General features: G+C 70.8%; 17 protein-coding genes. 11 read left to right on the forward strand and 6 right to left on the reverse strand.

The features are described 5' to 3' along the window. Positions 1 to 70 precede the first annotated feature (70 nt). The gene (locus ACIO3R_RS09150; RefSeq protein ID WP_402104681.1) at positions 71 to 2,467 is read right to left on the reverse strand and encodes an ABC transporter family substrate-binding protein; all 2,397 of its coding nucleotides are present in this window, start codon (positions 2,465 to 2,467) and stop codon (positions 71 to 73) included. Positions 2,468 to 2,773: 306 nt separating this feature from the next. On the opposite strand from ACIO3R_RS09150, the gene ACIO3R_RS09155 reads away from it, so the two are divergent. The 4 genes from ACIO3R_RS09155 to ACIO3R_RS09170 are packed head-to-tail and all read left to right on the forward strand — an operon-like array spanning position 2,774 to position 6,633. Next, positions 2,774 to 3,022, forward strand: coding sequence for a hypothetical protein (locus ACIO3R_RS09155; RefSeq protein ID WP_385350787.1), 249 nt, complete (start codon positions 2,774 to 2,776; stop codon positions 3,020 to 3,022). Between the two features lie 36 nt (positions 3,023 to 3,058). Next, positions 3,059 to 3,946: a hypothetical protein gene (locus ACIO3R_RS09160; RefSeq protein ID WP_385038974.1), complete on the forward strand. Its 888-nt coding sequence runs from the start codon at positions 3,059 to 3,061 to the stop codon at positions 3,944 to 3,946. Next, a complete protein-coding gene (locus tag ACIO3R_RS09165; RefSeq protein ID WP_402104684.1) occupies positions 3,947 to 5,860 on the forward strand; it encodes a fumarate reductase/succinate dehydrogenase flavoprotein subunit in 1,914 nt (637 codons plus the stop codon). Next, the gene (locus ACIO3R_RS09170; protein ID WP_385038979.1) at positions 5,857 to 6,633 is read left to right on the forward strand and encodes a succinate dehydrogenase/fumarate reductase iron-sulfur subunit; all 777 of its coding nucleotides are present in this window, start codon (positions 5,857 to 5,859) and stop codon (positions 6,631 to 6,633) included. The genes ACIO3R_RS09165 and ACIO3R_RS09170 overlap by 4 nt, the downstream gene beginning before the upstream one ends. Positions 6,634 to 6,654: 21 nt before the next feature. Here ACIO3R_RS09170 and ACIO3R_RS09175 read toward each other — a convergent pair whose 3' ends face one another. Genes ACIO3R_RS09175 through ACIO3R_RS09190 form a run of 4 tightly spaced genes read right to left on the reverse strand, consistent with a single transcriptional unit; the run spans position 6,655 to position 9,138 of the window. Then, the gene (locus ACIO3R_RS09175; RefSeq protein ID WP_385038982.1) at positions 6,655 to 7,206 is read right to left on the reverse strand and encodes an isochorismatase family protein; all 552 of its coding nucleotides are present in this window, start codon (positions 7,204 to 7,206) and stop codon (positions 6,655 to 6,657) included. Between the two features lie 35 nt (positions 7,207 to 7,241). Further along, positions 7,242 to 7,946, reverse strand: coding sequence for an MFS transporter (locus ACIO3R_RS09180; protein ID WP_402104687.1), 705 nt, complete (start codon positions 7,944 to 7,946; stop codon positions 7,242 to 7,244). A gap of 2 nt (positions 7,947 to 7,948) precedes the next feature. After that, a complete protein-coding gene (locus ACIO3R_RS09185) occupies positions 7,949 to 8,686 on the reverse strand; it encodes an MFS transporter (RefSeq protein WP_402104690.1) in 738 nt (245 codons plus the stop codon). After that, positions 8,683 to 9,138, reverse strand: coding sequence for a MarR family winged helix-turn-helix transcriptional regulator (locus ACIO3R_RS09190; RefSeq protein ID WP_385038988.1), 456 nt, complete (start codon positions 9,136 to 9,138; stop codon positions 8,683 to 8,685). Before ACIO3R_RS09190 ends, ACIO3R_RS09185 begins: the two co-directional genes overlap by 4 nt. 177 nt (positions 9,139 to 9,315) lie before the next feature. Between ACIO3R_RS09190 and ACIO3R_RS09195 the strand changes: the two genes are divergently transcribed. Next, on the forward strand, positions 9,316 to 10,371 hold the full coding sequence (locus ACIO3R_RS09195) for a LacI family DNA-binding transcriptional regulator (RefSeq protein WP_402104693.1): 1,056 nt from the start codon (positions 9,316 to 9,318) through the stop codon (positions 10,369 to 10,371). An 80-nt stretch (positions 10,372 to 10,451) separates the two neighbouring features. Here the strand turns inward: ACIO3R_RS09195 and ACIO3R_RS09200 are convergent, their stop codons facing one another. After that, a complete protein-coding gene (locus ACIO3R_RS09200) occupies positions 10,452 to 11,432 on the reverse strand; it encodes an acetylxylan esterase (protein WP_402104696.1) in 981 nt (326 codons plus the stop codon). Between the two features lie 256 nt (positions 11,433 to 11,688). Here ACIO3R_RS09200 and ACIO3R_RS09205 point away from each other — a divergent pair, with 256 nt between their 5' ends. The 6 genes from ACIO3R_RS09205 (at position 11,689) to ACIO3R_RS09230 (ending at position 19,384) form a co-directional block, all read left to right on the forward strand. After that, on the forward strand, positions 11,689 to 12,939 hold the full coding sequence (locus ACIO3R_RS09205) for a sugar ABC transporter substrate-binding protein (protein WP_402104699.1): 1,251 nt from the start codon (positions 11,689 to 11,691) through the stop codon (positions 12,937 to 12,939). Between the two features lie 5 nt (positions 12,940 to 12,944). Next, positions 12,945 to 13,937: a carbohydrate ABC transporter permease gene (locus tag ACIO3R_RS09210; RefSeq protein ID WP_385037625.1), complete on the forward strand. Its 993-nt coding sequence runs from the start codon at positions 12,945 to 12,947 to the stop codon at positions 13,935 to 13,937. After that, complete coding sequence (locus ACIO3R_RS09215; RefSeq protein WP_385037628.1) at positions 13,934 to 14,845, forward strand: carbohydrate ABC transporter permease; 912 nt, start codon at positions 13,934 to 13,936, stop codon at positions 14,843 to 14,845. The genes ACIO3R_RS09210 and ACIO3R_RS09215 overlap by 4 nt, the downstream gene beginning before the upstream one ends. A gap of 114 nt (positions 14,846 to 14,959) precedes the next feature. Then, entirely contained in the window at positions 14,960 to 16,162 is a 1,203-nt protein-coding gene (locus ACIO3R_RS09220; protein ID WP_385037631.1) for a glycoside hydrolase family 1 protein, read from the forward strand. Between the two features lie 301 nt (positions 16,163 to 16,463). After that, positions 16,464 to 18,587 (forward strand): TPM domain-containing protein, encoded by a 2,124-nt coding sequence (locus ACIO3R_RS09225; protein ID WP_402104885.1) that lies wholly within the window; start codon positions 16,464 to 16,466, stop codon positions 18,585 to 18,587. Positions 18,588 to 18,670: 83 nt separating this feature from the next. Further along, positions 18,671 to 19,384, forward strand: coding sequence for a PspA/IM30 family protein (locus tag ACIO3R_RS09230; protein ID WP_402104704.1), 714 nt, complete (start codon positions 18,671 to 18,673; stop codon positions 19,382 to 19,384). The last annotated feature ends 11 nt before the right edge of the window (positions 19,385 to 19,395 follow it).

Below are 19,395 nucleotides of genomic sequence, written 5' to 3' on the forward strand. Positions count from 1 at the left end.
CTTGCCCGCCGGCGGGCCGGCGGGCAAGGGAATTGAGCCAGTTCTGAGCTTTCCGTGCTGCGCTGACCTGCTACTTCATGGGGTTGGCGGGGGCGCCGGCCGCCTGCGGCTTCTTGAAGCCGATGTCCTGGTAGTGGGGCACCCCGAAGCCAAAGGCACCCACGTTCACCAGCTTCTTGTCGGTCGCGACGAGCTGCGGGCGCTGATAGAGCGGAATCGATCCTGCGGCGGCCCAGATCCTGGCGTCCGCCTTCTTCATCAGGTCCCTGGCCGAGCCCTCGTCGAGCTCCCCGGCGGCCTGGTCGAAGAGCTGGTCGATGTGGTCCGTGCCGACTCGGGTGTAGTTCTGCTCGACGAGCAGCGACCCGTCGGTCGCGGGCACCGGCTTGGCGAAGATCGGGCGGTCGTCGGTGGCCGGGTAGGCGGTCGCGGGCCAGGAGTAGAGCGCCAGGTCGTAGTCACCGGACGCGACGTGGTCCCGGAAGTAGCTCTCGTCGGAGACCTTGGTGATCTCGGTGCGGATCCCGATCGTGTCGAGCATCGCCGCGATCTTGTCCCCGACGCTGCGCAGCGGCTCGGAGCCCGGTCCCGAGGGCAGGACGAACCGCAGGGACAGCGGCTTGCCGTCCTTGCCGAGGGGGCCGCGGGCGGAGTCGGGGGCCTGGGCGGGTGCCGCGGTGCCGACCGGTGCGTAGGCGCCGGCGGCGCCACCGGGCTGCCGGTCCTGGGCGGTGATCCTGGCCGGGGCGTCCTCGGAGGTGCCCGTCTCTCCCAGGTGTCCGGCCTGGCGCAGCAGCGCGGCGCTCTGCGCGGCGGCGGCGGGAGCCGTGGCCAGGGCGCGGGTGACGGCGCCCTCGGCCTCGCCGGGCTTGCTGTCGTCGCCGACGATGTAGAGGCCGTCGTCCTTGGCGGGCTCGCGGCGGGCGGCGTTGTCGGTCCTGCCGTCGTCCTTGGCGCCGTCGGCCTTCTTCTCCTCGGCCGCCTTCTCGTCGGCCTTGTCCCCCTCCTTCTCCCCCTTCTCCTTCTCCTTCTCTTCCTTCTTCTTGTCCGTCTGCTTCTCGCCCTCGCTGCCCGCCTTGGTGCCGTCCGTCTTCTGGAGGGCCCCCTCGCGCGTCCAGCCCGCGTCGGCCAGCAGCGCCTGGGCCTCCTTGGTGTCCTGGCCGCCGAGTGCGTCGCTGCTGTCCTTGTACCCGGGCTGTCCGGCCAGGGCCAGGTGGCTGCCGAGCGGGTTCGCGGGCAGGCCGAGCGGCTTGAGTACGGTGTCGACGAGCTCCTGGCGGTCCAGGGCGCGGGCCACGGCCCGGCGTACCCGGTCGTCGGCGAGCGGGCCGGTCTCCCCGTTCAGGGCGAGCTGGGTGTACGCGGGCTCCAGGGACTTGCGGACCACGTAGCCGCGCAGATCGTTCTGCTCGGCGGCGTACGCCTCGGCGGCACGGGCCTTCTCGTCCCGGGCGGCCTGCGCCTCCTCGGCCGCCTTCTCGTCGGAGCCGCGCGCCAGTGCCCAGGACCGCAGGGCCGCGGCCGGGGTGATCTCGGAGCCGGGGCCGTGGGCGGGCGGCGCCCCGTTGTTGCCCGCGTCCCGGGCGGCCTGGACGATGCGGTGGGCGGCCGCCGCGTCGATGTCGGCGACGTCGACCTTTCCCTCGGTCAGCGCCTGGGTGCGGTCCTGCGGCTTGACCGCCTTGAAGACCAGCGAGTCGAGCTTGGCCGGGCTGCCCCACCAGCGCGGGTTCCTGGCCAGCGTGACGGAGCCCTTCTCCTTGTCGATGTCGCGCAGCCGAAACGGTCCGGCGGTCGCCCTGAGCGTGGAGCGCGCTCCGTCGTTGAAGGCGTCCGGGGAACCCGTCACCTGCTTCGGGTACAGCGGGGAGAAGAGGGAGCGCCAGTCCGCGTACGGCTTGGCGAAGGTGACCTTGACCTCCAGGTCGTCGGCGCCGCGCTCGATCTTCTCGATGCGCTCGTACCCGGCGTTGCGGGCGGTCCAGAACGCGGAGTCCTTGCCGCTCAGCGCCCGCCACTGGGCGACGAAGTCCGGTGCCCCGATCTCCCGGCCGTCGCTCCACACCGCCTGCTGGTTGAGCCGGTAGAGCACGACCTGCCGGGGCTCGTGCCCGACCACCTTCGCGGATTCCAGGTAGTCCGGGTTCAGCCGCGGCCGGCCCTGGGCGTCCAGCGGGAAGAGGGTCGGCAGGAGGGCGCCGGTGATGCGGGTGGTGGCGCTGTCGGCGTCCGCCTGGAAGGCGTTGAGGGTGGCGGGCATCGCGTCGATCGCCCAGTTGACCGTGCCGCCGTCCGCGACCTGGGTGCGGGCCGCGGGCGCGACGTCCTGCGGGACGACGGCGGTGGTGGCCTCCTTCTCGCCCGAGCTGCAGCCGGCCAGTACGGGGAGCGTGAGCACACCCGTGGTGAAGAGCGCGAGCGAGCGGCGCTTTCGGGCTGCCCCGCGCGGGACGCCGACGTGGGACATGGCTGATACCTCCGGAGACGGCCCGGACCACCCGTACCCGAATGGACCGGATCATGCGTGTTTGGTGGCATTTGCAGTTGATCACACTGGTTCCGCCCATCCACTGAAAGCGGCCACGCGCGAGGGGCGCCGCAGACACGGCGCAACGGCCCCGAACCTCACCCGTGCGGCGGAGTCCCGGCACCCGCACGAGCCACCACCGCCACAAGACGGGGCGGCCCGCTCCCTTCCCAAACGGGATGTGACGCGCGACACTCGCTTCCGCATGAGCATGGCCACCCGCGACTGCGGAAGTGAGATCAAGTCATGTCACTACAGGACGAGTTGACGGCAGTTCAGCACTGTCTCGATGACCTGGTCCGCACCGTCGGGCGACTGGAGCGGAGCCTCGCGCAGCTGCGCGAGGCGGACTCCGCGCCGGACCCGCTCGCCCCGGACGGCCACGCCGACCCGGTCGACGGCGTCATCACGATCACCGAGGCGCCCTACGACACCGCGCTGTGGACGGACTCGGACGACGAAGGTCTCGGCGTCCGCGGCAGGCACGCCCCCTGAAGGGAGTGTCTGACGAATGCCCCCTAGGAGAGTTCCTTGGCCACCGGTACCGAAACAGGCACGGATCCCGGCAGTGATCCCGTCGGCGCTCCGGGCACGAAGCCGCCCCCGCCGGGCGGAGCGGCGACCCGGACGGCGGGTGTGCACCACCCCTCGCGGGCCGCCATCGCCGCCCGCCACCTGCGGACCGACCGCTGGTGGCTGGCGCCCGCCGTGACGGCGGGCGGGCTCCTCGCCTTCATCATCTACTCGACCTGGCGGGCGTTCTCGAACGCCGACTACTACGCCGCCCCCTATGTCTCGCCGTTCTACTCGCCCTGCCTGGCGGACAGTTGCGCCCCCATGCGGCACGGGCCGAACTGGGACCTGTTCGGCAGCTGGTGGGGCCTCTCCCCCGCCCTGCTGATCCTGATCTTCCCGCTCGGCTTCCGGCTGACCTGCTACTACTACCGCAAGGCCTACTACCGGGGCTTCTGGGCCTCGCCCCCGGCCTGCGCGGTCGCCGAGCCGCACACGGCGTACAGCGGCGAGACCCGCTTCCCGCTGATCATGCAGAACATCCACCGGTACTTCTTCTACGCCGCCGTGCCGGTCGCCGGGATCCTCACGTACGACACCGTGCTCTCCTTCCGCGACGAGCACTACGCCTGGGGCCACATGGGTCTCGGCTCACTGATCTTCGTTGTCAACATCGTCCTGATCTGGGCGTACACCCTGTCCTGCCACTCCTGCCGGCACATCATCGGCGGCCGGCTGCGGCACTTCTCGAAGCACCCCGTGCGCTACCGGCTCTGGGGCTGGGTGGGGCGGCTCAACACCCGTCACATGCTGCTCGCCTGGTCCTCGCTGATCAGCGTGGCGGCGTGCGACTTCTACGTGTACCTCGTCGCCTCCGGCGCCTTCGACGATCCGAGGTTTTTCTGAATGACAGAGCTCGAACGACAGCAGTGGGACGTCGTCGTGGTCGGTGCCGGAGGCGCCGGGCTGCGCGCCGCGATCGAGGCCCGGGAGCGCGGGGCCCGTACCGCCGTCATCTGCAAATCGCTCTTCGGCAAGGCGCACACGGTCATGGCCGAGGGCGGAATCGCCGCCTCCATGGGCAATGTGAACTCCCGCGACAACTGGCAGGTGCACTTCCGCGACACCATGCGCGGCGGGAAGTTCCTCAACCAGTGGCGGATGGCGGAACTGCACGCCAAGGAGGCGCCCGACCGGGTCTGGGAGCTGGAGACCTGGGGCGCCCTCTTCGACCGCACCCCCGAGGGGAAGATCTCCCAGCGCAACTTCGGCGGCCACGAGTACCCGCGCCTGGCGCACGTCGGGGACCGTACCGGCCTCGAACTGATCCGCACCCTCCAGCAGAAGATCGTCTCGCTCCAGCAGGAGGACGAGCGCGAGTTCGGTGACCACGAGGCGCGGCTGAAGGTCTTCCAGGAGTGCACGGTCACCCAGGTCCTCAAGGACGGCGAGAGGGTCTCGGGGACCTTCTGCTACGAGCGCGAGACGGGCAGGTTCTTCGTGCTGGAGGCGCCCGCGGTCGTCCTCGCCACCGGCGGCATCGGCAAGTCCTTCAAGGTGACGTCGAACTCCTGGGAGTACACCGGCGACGGCCACGCGCTCGCCCTGCTGGCGGGCGCGCCGCTGCTGAACATGGAGTTCGTGCAGTTCCACCCGACCGGCATGGTCTGGCCGCCCTCCGTCAAGGGCATCCTCGTCACCGAGTCGGTGCGCGGCGACGGCGGGGTGCTGCGGAACTCCGAGGGCAAGCGCTTCATGTTCGACTACGTCCCCGACGTGTTCAAGGAGAAGTACGCGCAGTCGGAGGAGGAGGGCGACCGCTGGTACGAGGACCCGGACAACAACCGCCGCCCACCCGAACTGCTGCCGCGCGACGAGGTCGCGCGCGCCATCAACTCCGAGGTGAAGGCGGGCCGCGGATCGCCGCACGGCGGGGTGTTCCTGGATGTGTCGACCCGGATGTCCGCGGAGCGGATCCGGCGCCGGCTGCCGTCGATGTACCACCAGTTCAAGGAGCTGGCGGACGTCGACATCACGGCGGAGGCGATGGAGGTCGGCCCGACCTGCCACTACGTGATGGGCGGCATAGCCGTCGACTCCGACACCGCCGCCGCCCTCGACGTGCCCGGTCTGTACGCGGCGGGCGAGGTCGCCGGCGGCATGCACGGCTCCAACCGGCTCGGCGGGAACTCCCTCTCCGACCTGCTGGTCTTCGGCCGGCGGGCCGGGCTGCACGCCGCCGGGTACGCCGGGTCCGTCGACACCCCGCCGGTGGTGGACGAGGCCCGGATCGACGCGGCGGCCGCGGAGGCGCTGCGTCCGTTCAGCGCGGAGGAGCTCGCCCAGGGCGCGCCGACGGAGAACCCGTACACCCTGCACCAGGAACTCCAGCAGACGATGAACGACCTGGTCGGCATCATCCGCCGCGCCCCCGAGATGGAACAGGCACTGGAGAGACTGGCCGGGCTGCGGGAGCGGGCCCGGCGGGCCGGGGTCGAGGGGCACCGGCAGTTCAACCCCGGCTGGCACCTCTCCCTCGACCTGCGGAACATGCTGCTGGTCAGCGAGTGCATCGCACGGGCGGCCCTGGAGCGCACCGAGAGCCGCGGCGGCCACACCCGCGAGGACTGCCCCACGATGGAGCGCTCCTGGCGCCCGGTCAATCTGCTGTGCCGGCCGGCCGGCGCCTCCGCCGACCCGCTGGAGGGCCGGATCGATCTCGTGCGCGAGGCCACCGAACCCATCCGTCCGGACCTGCTCTCCCTCTTCGAGAAGGAGGAGCTGGTCAAGTACCTCGCCGAAGAGGAGCTGTACGAGTGAGCAGCTACAACGCACGGTTCAGGGTGTGGCGCGGGGACACCGACGGCGGCGGTCTGGAGGACTACGCGGTCGAGGTCAACGACGGCGAGGTCGTCCTCGACATCATCCACCGCATCCAGGCGACCCAGGCGGGCGATCTGGCGGTGCGGTGGAACTGCAAGGCCGGCAAGTGCGGTTCGTGCAGCGCGGAGATCAACGGGCGGCCGCGGCTGCTGTGCATGACGCGCATGTCGGTGTTCACCCGCGAGGAGACGATCACGGTCACCCCGCTGCGGGCCTTCCCCGTGGTGCGGGATCTGGTGACCGATGTGTCGTTCAACTACGCCAAGGCACGGGAGGTGCCCGCCTTCGTGCCGCCGGCGGGGGTCAAGGCGGGCGAGTACCGGATGCAGCAGGTCGACGTGGACCGCTCGCAGGAGTTCCGCAAGTGCATCGAGTGCTTCCTGTGCCAGGACACCTGCCATGTGGTGCGGGACCACGAGGAGAACAAGGCGGCCTTCGCCGGACCGCGCTTCCTGATGCGGGTCGCCGAGCTGGACATGCATCCGCTGGACGCCGCCGCCGAGTCCGGGCTCGACCGGAAGGCGACGGCCCAGGAGGAGCACGGTCTCGGCTACTGCAACATCACGAAGTGCTGTACGGAGGTGTGCCCCGAGCAGATCAAGATCACCGACAACGCGCTGATCCCGCTGAAGGAGCGGGCCGTGGACCGCAAGTACGACCCGCTGGTGTGGCTGGGGAACAAGATCCGGCGGCGGGACCCGTCGTCCTGAGGGGCCCCGCCGCGCGGGCGGTCAGCCCAGCAGCTTGATGATCGCGGCGGTGGTGTCGGTCTCGCCGAGGCGCGGGAAGATCCGCTCGACGCTGTTCTCGTGGGCCTCGGCACTCATGTCGGTCACCGCGTCCGTGGCGACCGTGACGTGGTAGCCGTGCTCGTACGCCGAGCGGGCGGTGGACTCGACGCCGATACTGGTCGCGATCCCGGCCACCACGACCTGGGTGACGCCGCGGCGGCGCAGCTGAAGGTCGAGGTCGGTGCCGTGGAAGGCGCCCCACGTCAGCTTGGTGACGACGATGTCGCCCTCCCGCGGGCCGAGCTCGGGGACGATGTCGGCCCAGTCGGCGGCGGGCTGCCCGGAACGGGCGGGGCCCTCGGTGCGGCCGGGGGCTCCGCCGGTGACGCGGACGAGGACGACCGGGAGGCCCTTGGCCCGGAACGCGTCGGCGAGCGTCGCGGCGTGCGCGATGACATCGGTGCTGGGGTGGACGGCCGGCAGACCGGTGATGCCCTTCTGCAGGTCGACGACGACCAGTGCGGTCTTCGGGTCGAGAGTGGTGGCGCTCATGGTGGTGCTCCTCGCTGAGTGGTGCGGAACGGTTTTCAGGTACGGCCGCGCAGGGCGCGGTCGGTGACGGTGAGGACGATGAGGAGGACGCCCAGTACGGCGGCGACCCCGGCCATCAGGTGCAGGCCGCGGTCGTCGGCCGACTGCCCGTACGCGAGCGCGATCAGGCTGGACGCGGTGATGGCCCCGATGTACTGGGCGGTGCGCTGGAGGCCCGCGGCGGAGCCGATGGACTCGGCCGGGGCGTAGAGCTGGACGGCCGCCTGGTTGCTCGTGCCGATCAGCCCCTGCGGGATGCCGAAGCAGGCCCCGGCGAGCAGCAGGACGGCGAGCGGGGTGTCCCCGGAGAGGAACATCAGCACGCCCGCCCCGACGGTGAGCAGGACGCAGGCCAGGGCGAGCGGGCCGCGGATGCCCTTCGTGCGGGCGCCGAGCAGCGAGCAGACGAGCGCGGCGACGGACATCGGCAGCATCAGCAGACCGGTGTGCCCGGACGAATAGCCACGGGCCTCCTCCAGCCACTGCGTATACCCGTACATCACGCAGTAGATCAGCAGATAACTGACTCCGTGCCGCAGATACGTCCGTGAGAGCGCGGCGTTTCCCGCGAGCATCCGCAGATCGACGAAGGGGTCCGGGCGGCGCAGCTGCCACCGGACCAGGGCGGCGGTGAGCACCGCGAAGGGCGCGAGGAGCCACCACATCGGATGCGCGAGATCGAGCAGGAAGAAGACGAGCACGGTCAGCGCGGCGGTGAAGAGCCCGATGCCGAGCGGGTCCAGGTCGAGCCGCGGCGTACTGCCGTCGGCCGCGCGGCCGCGCGGCCGCGCGGCGGGTCGGCCGGGATCCAGCGCAGAGCGGCGCCGAAGGCGATGAGCGCGACCGGCACGTTGACGGCGAAGATGCCGCGCCAGCCGACGACCATGACCAGCAGCCCGCCGAGCGTGGGCCCGACGGCCGCGCTGCCGAGCGCGGCGAAGGAGAGCCTGGCCAGGACGGAACGCGGGGTGGCCCGGCCGATCCGGGCGGACTCGTCGCGCAGCACCGCCATGGCGGCCGGGTAGGCGGCCGACGTGCCGATGCCGAGCAGCAGCCGGGACACGATCAGCCAGCCGAAGTCCGGCGCCACCGTCCCGACCAGGCCGGAGGCGATGACGACGACCAGACCGGCGAGGAAGACACGGCGGGGGCCGAGCACATCGGCGAGTTTGCCCAGTACGGGCTGGGCGACGGCGCTCGCGAGATAGAGGACCGAGATCAGCCACGCGGTGTCGGCTGCGCCGGTCTCGAAGTGGCGCCCGATCGCCACCAGAGCGGTGGAGATCATGGTGGTGTTGAGCGGGTTGAGCAGCGAGCCGATCAGCAGCGGGGCGGTGAGCCGGCCACTGAACCCGGGCGCGCCCGCCTCCTGTGTTCCGGTGGTCGCTGGTGCCGGTGGCACCCGGGGTATCGCTTCGGGGACCGTGTCGCCTCCGGTCATGAACCGACCAGGCGGTCCAGGAGGGCGGTCGCCTCGGCGACGGTGCGGCGCTCGGCCCCGTCGAGTTCGGCGGCGATGGCCTCGGCGAGCCAGTTGCGCTTGGCGGCCCGGACCTCCGCGAGCGTCGTGCGCCCGGCGTCGGTGATCGACATGACCGACTTGCGGCCGTCGTCCGGATCGGGTGCCCGCCGGACGATCCCCTGCTCCTCCAGTACGCCCAGGGTCAGCCGCATGGACTGCGGGCGTACGAACTCGGCGCGGGCCAGCGCGGCCGTGGTGGCCGGGCCTCCGTCGTCCAGCCGGGCCAGCACCGAGCGCTGGGTCGGCGTGAGCAGGCTCTCCGAGGACGAGGAACGCAGCCGCCGCAGCAGCCTGCCGACGACGGCCGCGAGGTCGTTCGCGACCTGTTCGGCCGTGGGGTCGGCGGGGGCGGGACCGGGCGGTTGCGTCATGCGTCCACCGTAAAGATGTACAGGGCATCTTGCAAGGTAGCCTGTCGATTCCGACACGACCTTGCTCGCATCCGACCCGCGATCTAGGGTGAATGCGCTTTCATGAGGTGCCTGTCGACGCATGTCGACACGGGTCGGTACGGGTCGGTACGGAAGAAGAAGCGGACGGTCGGTCGAGTGAGCGCCCCAACGGTGTACGACGTCGCCGAGAGATCCGGCGTCTCCATTGCCACGGTTTCGCGGGTCTACCGCACCCCCGATTCGGTGCGCGCCCAGACCCGCGAGCGGGTGCTGGAGGCGGCGCGCGAGCTCGGCTACGTACCGAGCGGAAACGCCCGGGGACTGGCCAGCCGCACCACCGGAGTGCTCGGGCTGTGCTTCCCCGACTACGCCGACCCGGACGCAGAGGCCGACGCCGAGGCGGACAGCGACGCCGACGACGCGGTGATGCTCTACTCCGACCAGATCATCCGCGGCATGGAGCGGGCCGCGCGGCGGCACGGGTACGCCCTGCTGATCGCGGCATCGCTGGAGGGCGGGCCGGAGAGCCTGGTCGCGAAGGTCGCGGGCCGGGTCGACGGATTCGCCGTGCTGGCGCAGACGGTGCCGACCGAGGACCTTGAGGTGATATCGCGCCGGCTGCCGGTCGTGATGCTCGCCGGACCTCGCGAGATCGACCACCTCGACCACATCGTCGTCGCCAACGTCGACGGCGAACGCGAACTGACCCGTCACCTGATCGAGGACCACGGGCTGCGCCGACTGGCCTTCATCGGCGGCGACACCGAGTCACCGGACGCGGAGGCGCGGTTCCACGGCTTCCGGGAGGCATGCCTGGACGCCGGGATCGCGGCGCCGGACGCGCCGGCCGTACGGACCACGATGATGACGCAGTCCGAGGGCGCGGGAGCCGCCGAACGGCTCCTGGACGGGGGCGGACAGCGGCCGGAGGCGATGCTCTTCGCCAATGACCAGATGGCGATGGGCGCCCTGCGCGCGCTGGCGCGACGCGGCGTGCGGGTGCCGGAGGACGTGGCGGTGACCGGCTTCGACGGCATCCCGCTCAGCCGGATCGTCCAGCCGCCGCTGACGACGGTGCGCCAGCCGATACGTCAACTCGGTGAGCAGGCGGTCGAGTTGCTGGTGCAGCGGCTGAACAACGCGGGCCGCGAACCGGTTTCGCTCACCCTCCCGGTCTCCCTGATCCGCCGCAGGAGCTGCGGCTGCGGCTGACGGGCACGGGCAGAACCGCGTGGGACCGGACGGGACCCGGTTACGCCCCGACCGGCCTGCCCCGCCCGGCCCGTCCCCCGTCACCCCCGCAGCCGCTCCCCGAAGAACCGCCGCCGCTCCGCGACCAGCCCGGCCGTCTCTTCGGCCGACCCCGCGTGCTCGAAGTGCCCCGCGCTCAGCACCAGCAGCTCCCGCTCCCCGGCAAGGGCGTTGTACACCGCGAACTGCCCCGGCGGCGGCACGGACGGGTCGAACAGCGCCGCGGCCACCAGCGTCGGCCGCTCCAGGAACCCGGCGGCCGTCGCGGCGTCGAAGTAGCTCAGCACCTCGGTGACCCCGGGGTGCTCCCGGTGGTACGTCCGCACCGACTCCCCGCTGCCCACGCACGGCAGCGTGAGCCGCAGCGGGTGGTTCCCGAAGGTGGGCACCGTCAGCTGTGCGGCGCCGAAGCGGTCGTCCCACGGCAGGGCCAGCGCCCCGAGGCCCCCGCCGAAGCTCTCCCCGAGGTAGCCGAGCGGACCCGCCCCCGCCAGTTCGGGGACCAGCTCGTGCAGGGCCGACGCCGCGCACCACAGGTCCGCCACGCAGTCACCGATCACATACGTCTCGCGTGACTCGATGCCGTGCAGCACATGCGCGTCCGCGACGTCCGGGACGCCCGCCATCCGACCGCGTGCCCCCATCCCCCGTACACAGGGCAGGATCGCGGCGGCCCCGGGCAGCGGCAGCGGCACATCGGAGCCCGCCCCCTGCCGGCCCCCGTAGCCGTGGCCGATGACGAACCCGCGGCGGGCCGGCCCGTCCGCGGGCAGCGCGAGCCAGCCGCCCAGGCGTGCCCCGCCCACCGAGGTGAAGGTCACTCCATGGATCCGGACGCCGTCGCGCTCGTCCTCCAGGGGGCCGATCTCCGGCTCCGTGGCGACCGCGCGAGCGGTCTCGTACCGGGCCCGCCAGAAGTCGGCGAAGCCGTCCGGCGCGGGGGGTGCGGGGATGGCCGACAGGTCGTCGAGCGTGCAGCCGTAAGCCGGGTCAAAAGGGAAATCATGCACGAATGAAGACATGACCACGACAATATCCCCTCTCCCGCGCCGCACCTCAGGTCACCGGCCACCTCTTCGTCAACCATGCGAAATCGGTCACATCGCCCCCTTTTTCGCAAACAGCACACTTACCGTTCCAAGTTGAACATTCAGATGTCCCACACGTTGCACGAGTGTGACCTAGACCCCTCTTGCGGATTCCCGAATCTCTGCCGCACAGTGATGTATGCGCTTACAGGCAGCGCATACATTCGGATTGCTCAAGGAGGAGCCCTCCATGCCCCGCACCGCCAGAACCGCCTCCACCGGCATCGGTATCGCCGTCGTGCTCGCTCTCGGTCTCACCGCGTGCGGCAGCTCCGGTGGCGACGACGTCGCCGCGGACAAGAAGCAGACGCTCACCGTCTGGGCCATGGGGGCCGAGGGCGAGAAGCTCGCGGATGTGGCCAAGGTCTACGAGAAGGCCAATCCGAACGTCACCGTCAAGGTGACCCCGGTCGGCTGGGACGTCGCCCACCAGAAGCTGGTCTCCGCGGCCGCCGCCGGCAGCATGCCGGACGTGGCGCAGATGGGCGGCAGCTACATGGGCGAGTTCTCCGAGCTCGGTGTTCTGGAGCCGGTCGACACCAAGACCTTCCAGGAGAAGGACTTCTTCCCGTCCGGCTGGGAGCAGGGCGAGGTGGACGGCCAGGCGTACGGCGTGCCGTGGTACGTCGACACCCGCGTCCTCTACTACCGCACCGACCTGGCCAAGCAGGCCGGCATCACCAAGGCTCCGACCAACTGGAAGGAGATGCAGGACCTCGCCACCGCCTACCAGAAGAAGGCGGGCACCAAGTGGGGCCTGTCCATCCAGCCCAGCGGCCTGGACACGGTGCAGAACTTCTACTCCTTCCTGTACTCGGCCGGCGGCGAGATCGTCAACGACAAGGGCGAGGCCGTCATCGACAGCCCCGAGGCCGTCAAGGCGCTCAAGGAGTACGGCTCGTACTTCTCCAAGGGGCTCTCCAACAAGTCCGTGCAGCCCGGCTACGACGTGGTGAAGGACTTCGGCAACGGCCGCGTCCCGATGTTCTTCGGCGGCCCCTGGCACGTCACCCTGCTGAACGAGGGCCAGCCGCAGCTCAAGGGCAAGTGGGCGGTGGCCAACGTCCCCGCCGACAAGTCCTCCGTCTCCATGGCCGGCGGCTCCTCCCTGGTGATCTCCAAGGACAGCGAGCACAAGGCCGCGGCCACCCAGTTCATCAAGTACCTGACGGACACCAAGGGCCAGGCCGACTGGTACAAGCGCACCAAGGACCTGCCGGCCAACACCGCCGCCTGGACCTCCGGTGACCTCGCCGACGACACCGATCTGCAGGTCTTCAAGAAGCAGATGGACACGGCCAAGTCCTCCCCGTCGCTGCCCAACTGGACCGAGGTCACCGACAAGGTCGACCAGGCCATCGCGAAGGTGACCCAGGGCAAGGCTTCCGCCGAGGACGCGCTGAAGACGGCGCAGTCCCAGATCGAAGGCCTCGTGAAGTAGGAGCCATGAGCACCACGACCGGAAAGGCCGCAGAGTCGGCCAAGGTGCAGGCCGGACCGGGGACCGCTGAGTCCCCGGCCGCCGGGCCCAAGGGTTCGCGTATGCGCAGGAAGCCCTCGTTGGGTATGCAGAACATGGCCGGCTGGCTGTTCTCCACTCCCTTCCTCGTTCTCTTCCTCGTGTTCATGGCCGTCCCGATCATCGCCACCCTGGTGATGAGCTTCACGGACTTCGGGCTGCGCAACGTGACGCACCCGCTGGACGCGAACTTCATCGGGTTCGAGAACTACACCAAGCTGTTCAGCGACGAGAAGTTCCTCAAGTCGCTGTTCAACACGGCGTACTTCGTGGTCGTCGGCGTCCCGCTGACGATCCTCCTCGGACTGGTCGTCGCCGTACTGCTGAACAACGGCATCGACCGGGCCCGGACCTTCTTCCGCGTCGGCTTCTACGCCCCGGTCGTCACCACCATCGTCGCCGTCGCCGTCGTCTGGCGCTTCGTGCTGGACCCGAGCGACGGTCTCGTCGCGGGCCTCTTCTCCGAAGTTGGCCTCACCGCTCCGGACTTCCTGGGCTCGGAGACGCTCGCCATGCCGTCGATGATCGCGATGGCGGTGTGGCGCAACGTCGGCACGGTCATGGTGCTCTTCATCGCGGGTCTTCAGGCCATCCCCACCGAGGTGCGGGAAGCGGCGCGGCTGGACGGCGCCGGCCTCTGGCAGGAGTTCAGGGGCATCACCGTGCCGCTCCTGCGGCCCACGATGCTCTACGCCACCGTGATCACCACGATCGGCTACCTCAACGTCTTCGAGGAGCCCTTCGTGATGACGCAGGGCGGGCCCTCGGACTCGACGCTCACCGTCTCGCTGAACATGTACCGCGAGGGCTTCAACTTCTTCCACATGGGCTATGCGAGCGCCATGGCGTATGTCCTCTTCGTAGTGATCATGGGCATCACGGTGCTGCAGCTCCGACTGCTGAAGGACAACACGAAATGAGCGCCACCAATGCACCGGGCGCCGTCTCGACGGCGCCGTCGAAGAAGCCCGGGGACGACTGGCCGAAGGGCCGGGTCAAGCAGCCCAGGTCCGTGAGGCGGATCCTCGTCTACGTCCTGCTCTCGCTCGGTCTGCTGATCATGTCGGCGCCGTTCCTGTGGATGGCCCTCTCCTCGTTCAAGACGACGAGCGAACTGACCGCGAGCCCGCCGGTCTGGATCCCGACCGAATGGACCCTGGACAACTTCCGGGACCTGCTCGACAAGCTCGATCTGCCGCTGTACTTCATGAACTCGGTGATCGTGGCGGTGCTGGTCACCGTGTCGAACCTGGTGTTCTGCTCGATGCTCGGGTACGCGCTGGCCAAGCTGAGGTTCGCGGGCCGCAACAAGATCTTCGGTCTGGTTCTCGGCGCCCTCATGGTGCCCGGCAACCTGATGCTGCTGCCGCTCTTCGTCCTGATGAGCAAGCTCCAGCTGATCGACTCGTACGCCGGGCTGGTCCTGCCCTTCGCCGCCGGGGCGTTCGGCGTCTTCCTGATGCGCCAGTTCATGCAGTCGATCCCGGACGAGCTGCTGGAAGCGGCCCGGATGGACGGCGCCGGCGAGTGGTACATCTTCTGGCGCATCGTGATGCCGCTGGTGAAGCCCGCCCTGGCGACGCTGTCGATCTTCACGTTCCTCGGCTCCTGGAACAACTTCGTCTGGCCGCTCATCGCGACCAACGACCCCGACAAGTACACCCTTCCGGTCGCCCTGGCCACCTTCGCCACCGACCCGAACAAGGCGGGTGGATCCAACGGCATGCTGATGGCCGGTTCCTTCCTGATCGTGCTGCCGGTCCTGGTCGTGTTCATCGCGCTCCAGCGGCACTTCACCCAGGGCATCGCCACCGCCGGCATGAAGTAGTCCGCCCCCGGGGGCGGCCCGCCCCGCCCCCGGCCGCCGCATCGACACGTACGAGGCCGCGCGCCCCACATCCCGCCGGCCACCCCCTTCCCGCACCCAGAAAGACAGTTTGCGATGACTCACACCCAGGTCCCGTTCCCCGAAGGCTTCCTGTGGGGCGCCTCCACGGCCGCCCACCAGATCGAGGGCAACAACACCAACAGCGACTGGTGGGTCAAGGAGCACACCGCGGGCACCCACATCCAGGAGCCCAGCCTGGACGCCTGCGACAGCTACCACCGCTGGCACGAGGACATGGACGTGCTGGCCGGACTGGGATTCACCGACTACCGGTTCTCCATCGAGTGGGCCCGTATCGAGCCCGCGGAGGGGCAGTTCTCCCGGGCCGAGCTCGCCCACTACCGCCGCATGGTCGAGGGCGCCATCGAGCGCGGCCTGCGCCCCATGATCACCCTGCACCACTTCACCGTGCCGCAGTGGTTCGAGGCACGTGGCGGCTTCACCGCAGAGGGCGCGACCGAGCTGTTCGCCCGCTACGTCGCCGCCTGCGCACCGGTGATCAGCGAGGGCGTCAGCCACGTCTGCACCATCAACGAGCCGAACATGATCGCCGTGATGGCGGGCCAGGCCAAGCGCGGCGACATCGGCTTCCCGCCCGCCGGTCTGCCGACCCCCGACGACGAGACCAGCCAGGCCGTCATCGCCGCCCACCACGCGGCCGTCAAGGAGGTCAAGGCGATCAACGCCGACATCCAGGTCGGCTGGACCATCGCCAACCAGGTCTACCAGGCCCTCCCCGGCGCCGAAGAGGTCACCGCGGCCTACCGCCACCCCCGCGAGGACATCTTCATCGAGGCCGCCCGCGGCGACGACTGGATCGGGGTGCAGTCCTACACCCGGACCAGGATCGGCACGGACGGACCGATCCCCACCGCCGACGACGTGGAACGCACCCTCACGCAGTGGGAGTACTACCCCTCCGCCGTCGGCCACGCGCTGCGCCACACCGCCGAGGTCGTCGGCCACGACGTCCCGCTGATCGTGACCGAGAACGGCATCGCGACCGACCAGGACAGCCGCCGGATCGACTACTACACCGGTGCGCTGAACGAGGTCGCCGCCGCCATCCAGGACGGCCTGCGCGTCGAGGGCTACCTCGCGTGGAGCGCCCTGGACAACTACGAGTGGGGCTCCTACGCGCCGACCTTCGGCCTCATCGGCTGGGACCCGGAGACCTTCGAGCGGCTGCCGAAGCCGTCCGCCGCCTGGCTGGGCGAGATGGGCCGCACCCGCACGCTGCCGCGTATCGCCGACTGACGCCGGCCCCCTGACCGGGAACTCCTGACGGTTCCCGACCGTGCGGGGACCGGCGGTACCTGACGGCCGCCGGACCTCGCGCCGATCCACCCGGTGTGGCCCGAGGGCCTGTATGGGGACAGCCCTGTACAGGCCCTGGCCCCACGGCTCGGGCCACACCGGCAGCCACACCGCCCGACGCGGCCGGGGACGGTGGCCCCGCCGTGGTCCGCCCCTCCGGCTCGCGGGTCACCGAACGTGGATCATCGCCGGGTCGCGGGTCACCGAACGTGGACATAGCCTCACAAACGTGATCCCGCCTGTGAGTCGAACCCGGACCCTCATACCGGGCCGGGCCCTGCTCGCCGTCCTGATGGCGGTGTGCTGGCTGGCCCTTCCCGCCGCGCTGACGGCGCGCGCCGAGGACCCCGTCACCCTGTCCAGGGACGGACAGATCACCGACAAGGTCGGCGCGCTGGGAAACCGCAAGGACCAGGTCGTCTCCGCACTGGACCAGCTGTACGACAAGCGCCGCGTCCAGCTCTTCGTGGCGTACGTCCGTGACTTCTCCGGGCGGTCCGCGCAGAGCTGGGCCGACGACACGGCCGACCGCAACGGGCTCGGACGCGACGACATCCTGCTCGCCGTCGCCACCCATGACCGGCAGTACGCGTACTCGGTCGACCAGGACTCCCGCTTCACCGACGCCCAGCTCCACGACGTGGCGAGCACCGCCATCGAGCCGGCACTCAGGGAGAACGACTGGGCGGGGGCCGCGATCGGGGCCGCCAACGGCTACTCCGCCGTCCTGGCCGGCGCGGCCGTGCCCACCCCGGCGATCACCCCGGGCGCCGACGACCCGGGGACGGGGAACTCCGGTGGGACGAGCGTCGGGGACCTGGTCCTGCCGATCGTGGTCGTCGTCGGAGCCGGGGCGGCCGCCGCCTACGCGTACACCCGGCGCAAACGGCGCACCGCCACCCGTACGACGCCCGGTGCGACCGGCTGGGGGCCGGGAGGCACCGGCCCAAGCACGCCACCGGAACCGCTCGCTGCGCTGCCGGAGCTCGACGCACGGGCCAAGGAGACACTGGTCGACACGGACGACGCGGTCCGCACCAGCGACGAGGAGCTCGGGTTCGCCACGGCCCAGTTCGGCGAAGAGGCCGCGGCACCGTTCACCGAGGCCGTCGCCTACGCCAGGGGTGAGCTGACGGCCGCGTTCCGGTTGCGCCAGCAGCTCGACGACGCCTTCCCCGAGGACGACGCCACCCGCCGGCAGATGCTGGACGAGATCATCAGCCGCTGCGAGGCGGCCAACACGCGCCTGGACGCGGTCTCCGAGGACTTCGACCGGCTCCGTGCGCTCGAACGCAACGCCCCGCAGGCACTCGCCGCGGCCGAGACCGCGTTCCGTTCGCTCGCGGGCCGGGCCGCCGCGGCCGAGGCGACCCTGACCTCGCTGCGCAGCCGTTACGCGGAGTCGGCCTCGGCCCCCGTCGCCGGCGACATCGAACAGGCCAAGGACCGGCTCCTCTTCACGACGTCGTCGCTCAATCAGGCCCGGCAGGCGGTGGACGGCGGGGACAGCGCCGCCGCCGCCGTGTACGTACGGGCGGCCGAGGGCGCGGTCGGCCAGGCGGCCACCCTCGTCGACGCCGTCGACCGGCGCGCCCGGGAGGTCGAGGAGGCGGCGGGCAGGCTGCCGGCCGCGCTCACCGAGACGGAGACGGACCTGGCCGACGCGGGCGGGCTGCTGGAAGGCACCGCGGAAGGGGTGTCCACGGCGGACCTCCGGGGCCGGATCGCCCGTGCGCAGTCCGTGGTCCGCGATGTGCGGGAGGAGCTGCGGGCCGGTCCGTACGACCCGATCGACGCGCTGCGCCGGGTGGAGGAGGCGGACGCCGCTCTGGACGAGGCGCTGGCCGGTGCGCGCGAGCAGGAGCAGGGCAACCGGCGGGCCCGCTCGCTCCTCGACCAGGCGATGCTCACCGCGCGCTCGGCGATCGGCGCCGCCGCCGACTACATCAGCACCCACCGGGGAGCGGTCGGCAGTCAGGCCCGGACCCGGCTGGCGGAGGCGCAGCGGAGGCTGGAGCGGGCCATCGAGCTGGCCGGGACGGATGACGCGCAGGGGGCACTGGCCGAGGCGCACCAGGCGGACTCGCTGGCCAGGCAGGCCCAGAGCGCGGCGGAGCAGGACGTGCGGGCGTACGGGAACAGCAACGGTCCTGGCGGTCCGCAAGGCGGCGGGGGCATGGGCGGTGCGGTCCTCGGCGGGATCATCCTCGGCGGGCTCCTGGGCGGGGGCGGCCGAGGAGGCGGGTTCGGGGGCGGATTCGGCGGGGGCGGCCTCGGCGGCGGGGGGTTCGGCGGGGGCGGCGGGCCGGGCAGCTTCGGCGGCGGGGGCACCCGTGGCCGGCGGGGCGGTGGCGGCCGGTTCTGACCGCCCGCACCCGCGGCGGCAGCGTGCGGATCACTCGTACCACCAGGACGCATACGCAGCACTGGACACACAGGAGAGGTGCCATGACCAAGCAGACCGTTCTCGGACGCGTCACCCAGCTGGCGAAGGCCAACATCAACGCGCTGCTCGACCAGGCCGAGGATCCGCAGAAGATGCTGGACCAGCTGATCCGCGACTACACGACCAACATCTCGGAGGCCGAACAGGCCGTGGCCGCCACGATCGGCAATCTGCGGCTGATGGAGGAGGACCACCGGGAGGACGTCGGGGCCGCCAAGGAGTGGGGCGAGAAGGCCCTCGCCGCCAGCCGGAAGGCGGACGAGCTGCGGGCGGCCGGATCGGCGGCCGACGCCGACAAGTTCGACAACCTGGCCAAGGTCGCGCTCGGCAGGCAGCTCCAGTCGGAGAAGGAGGCGAGGACCGCGGAGCCCACCATCGCCGCGCAGACCGAGGTGGTGGACAAGCTCAAGTCCGGACTGGACCAGATGAAGGCCAAGCTGGCGGAGCTGAAGTCCAAGCGGGACGAGCTGGTCGCACGGGCCAAGTCCGCCCAGGCGCAGAACCAGATGATGGATTCCGTCAAGAACATCAACATCCTCGACCCGACCAGTGAGATCAGCCGGTTCGAGGACAAGGTGCGGCGCGAGGAGGCGAAGGCGGTGGGGAAGCAGGAGCTTGCCGCGTCGTCCCTGGACGCCCAGTTCGAGCAGTTGGACACGCTGGGGGCCAGCGCCGAGGTCGAGGCGCGTCTCGCGGCGCTGAAGACGACCTCATGAGCCGGGCCTCG

The sequence above is a fragment of the Streptomyces sp. NPDC087428 genome, from assembly GCF_044744085.1.
GTDB lineage: Bacteria > Actinomycetota > Actinomycetes > Streptomycetales > Streptomycetaceae > Streptomyces.

Coding starts and splice junctions, on each gene's coding strand:
- ACIO3R_RS09175 (WP_385038982.1), bottom strand. CDS start 7,206: ATGAGCGCCACCACTCTCGACCCGAAGACCGCACTGGTCGTCGTCGAC.
- ACIO3R_RS09200 (WP_402104696.1), bottom strand. CDS start 11,432: ATGTCTTCATTCGTGCATGATTTCCCTTTTGACCCGGCTTACGGCTGC.
- ACIO3R_RS09165 (WP_402104684.1), top strand. CDS start 3,947: ATGACAGAGCTCGAACGACAGCAGTGGGACGTCGTCGTGGTCGGTGCC.
- ACIO3R_RS09190 (WP_385038988.1), bottom strand. CDS start 9,138: ATGACGCAACCGCCCGGTCCCGCCCCCGCCGACCCCACGGCCGAACAG.
- ACIO3R_RS09150 (WP_402104681.1), bottom strand. CDS start 2,467: ATGTCCCACGTCGGCGTCCCGCGCGGGGCAGCCCGAAAGCGCCGCTCG.
- ACIO3R_RS09230 (WP_402104704.1), top strand. CDS start 18,671: ATGACCAAGCAGACCGTTCTCGGACGCGTCACCCAGCTGGCGAAGGCC.
- ACIO3R_RS09185 (WP_402104690.1), bottom strand. CDS start 8,686: ATGACCGGAGGCGACACGGTCCCCGAAGCGATACCCCGGGTGCCACCG.
- ACIO3R_RS09220 (WP_385037631.1), top strand. CDS start 14,960: ATGACTCACACCCAGGTCCCGTTCCCCGAAGGCTTCCTGTGGGGCGCC.
- ACIO3R_RS09205 (WP_402104699.1), top strand. CDS start 11,689: ATGCCCCGCACCGCCAGAACCGCCTCCACCGGCATCGGTATCGCCGTC.
- ACIO3R_RS09215 (WP_385037628.1), top strand. CDS start 13,934: ATGAGCGCCACCAATGCACCGGGCGCCGTCTCGACGGCGCCGTCGAAG.
- ACIO3R_RS09210 (WP_385037625.1), top strand. CDS start 12,945: ATGAGCACCACGACCGGAAAGGCCGCAGAGTCGGCCAAGGTGCAGGCC.
- ACIO3R_RS09155 (WP_385350787.1), top strand. CDS start 2,774: ATGTCACTACAGGACGAGTTGACGGCAGTTCAGCACTGTCTCGATGAC.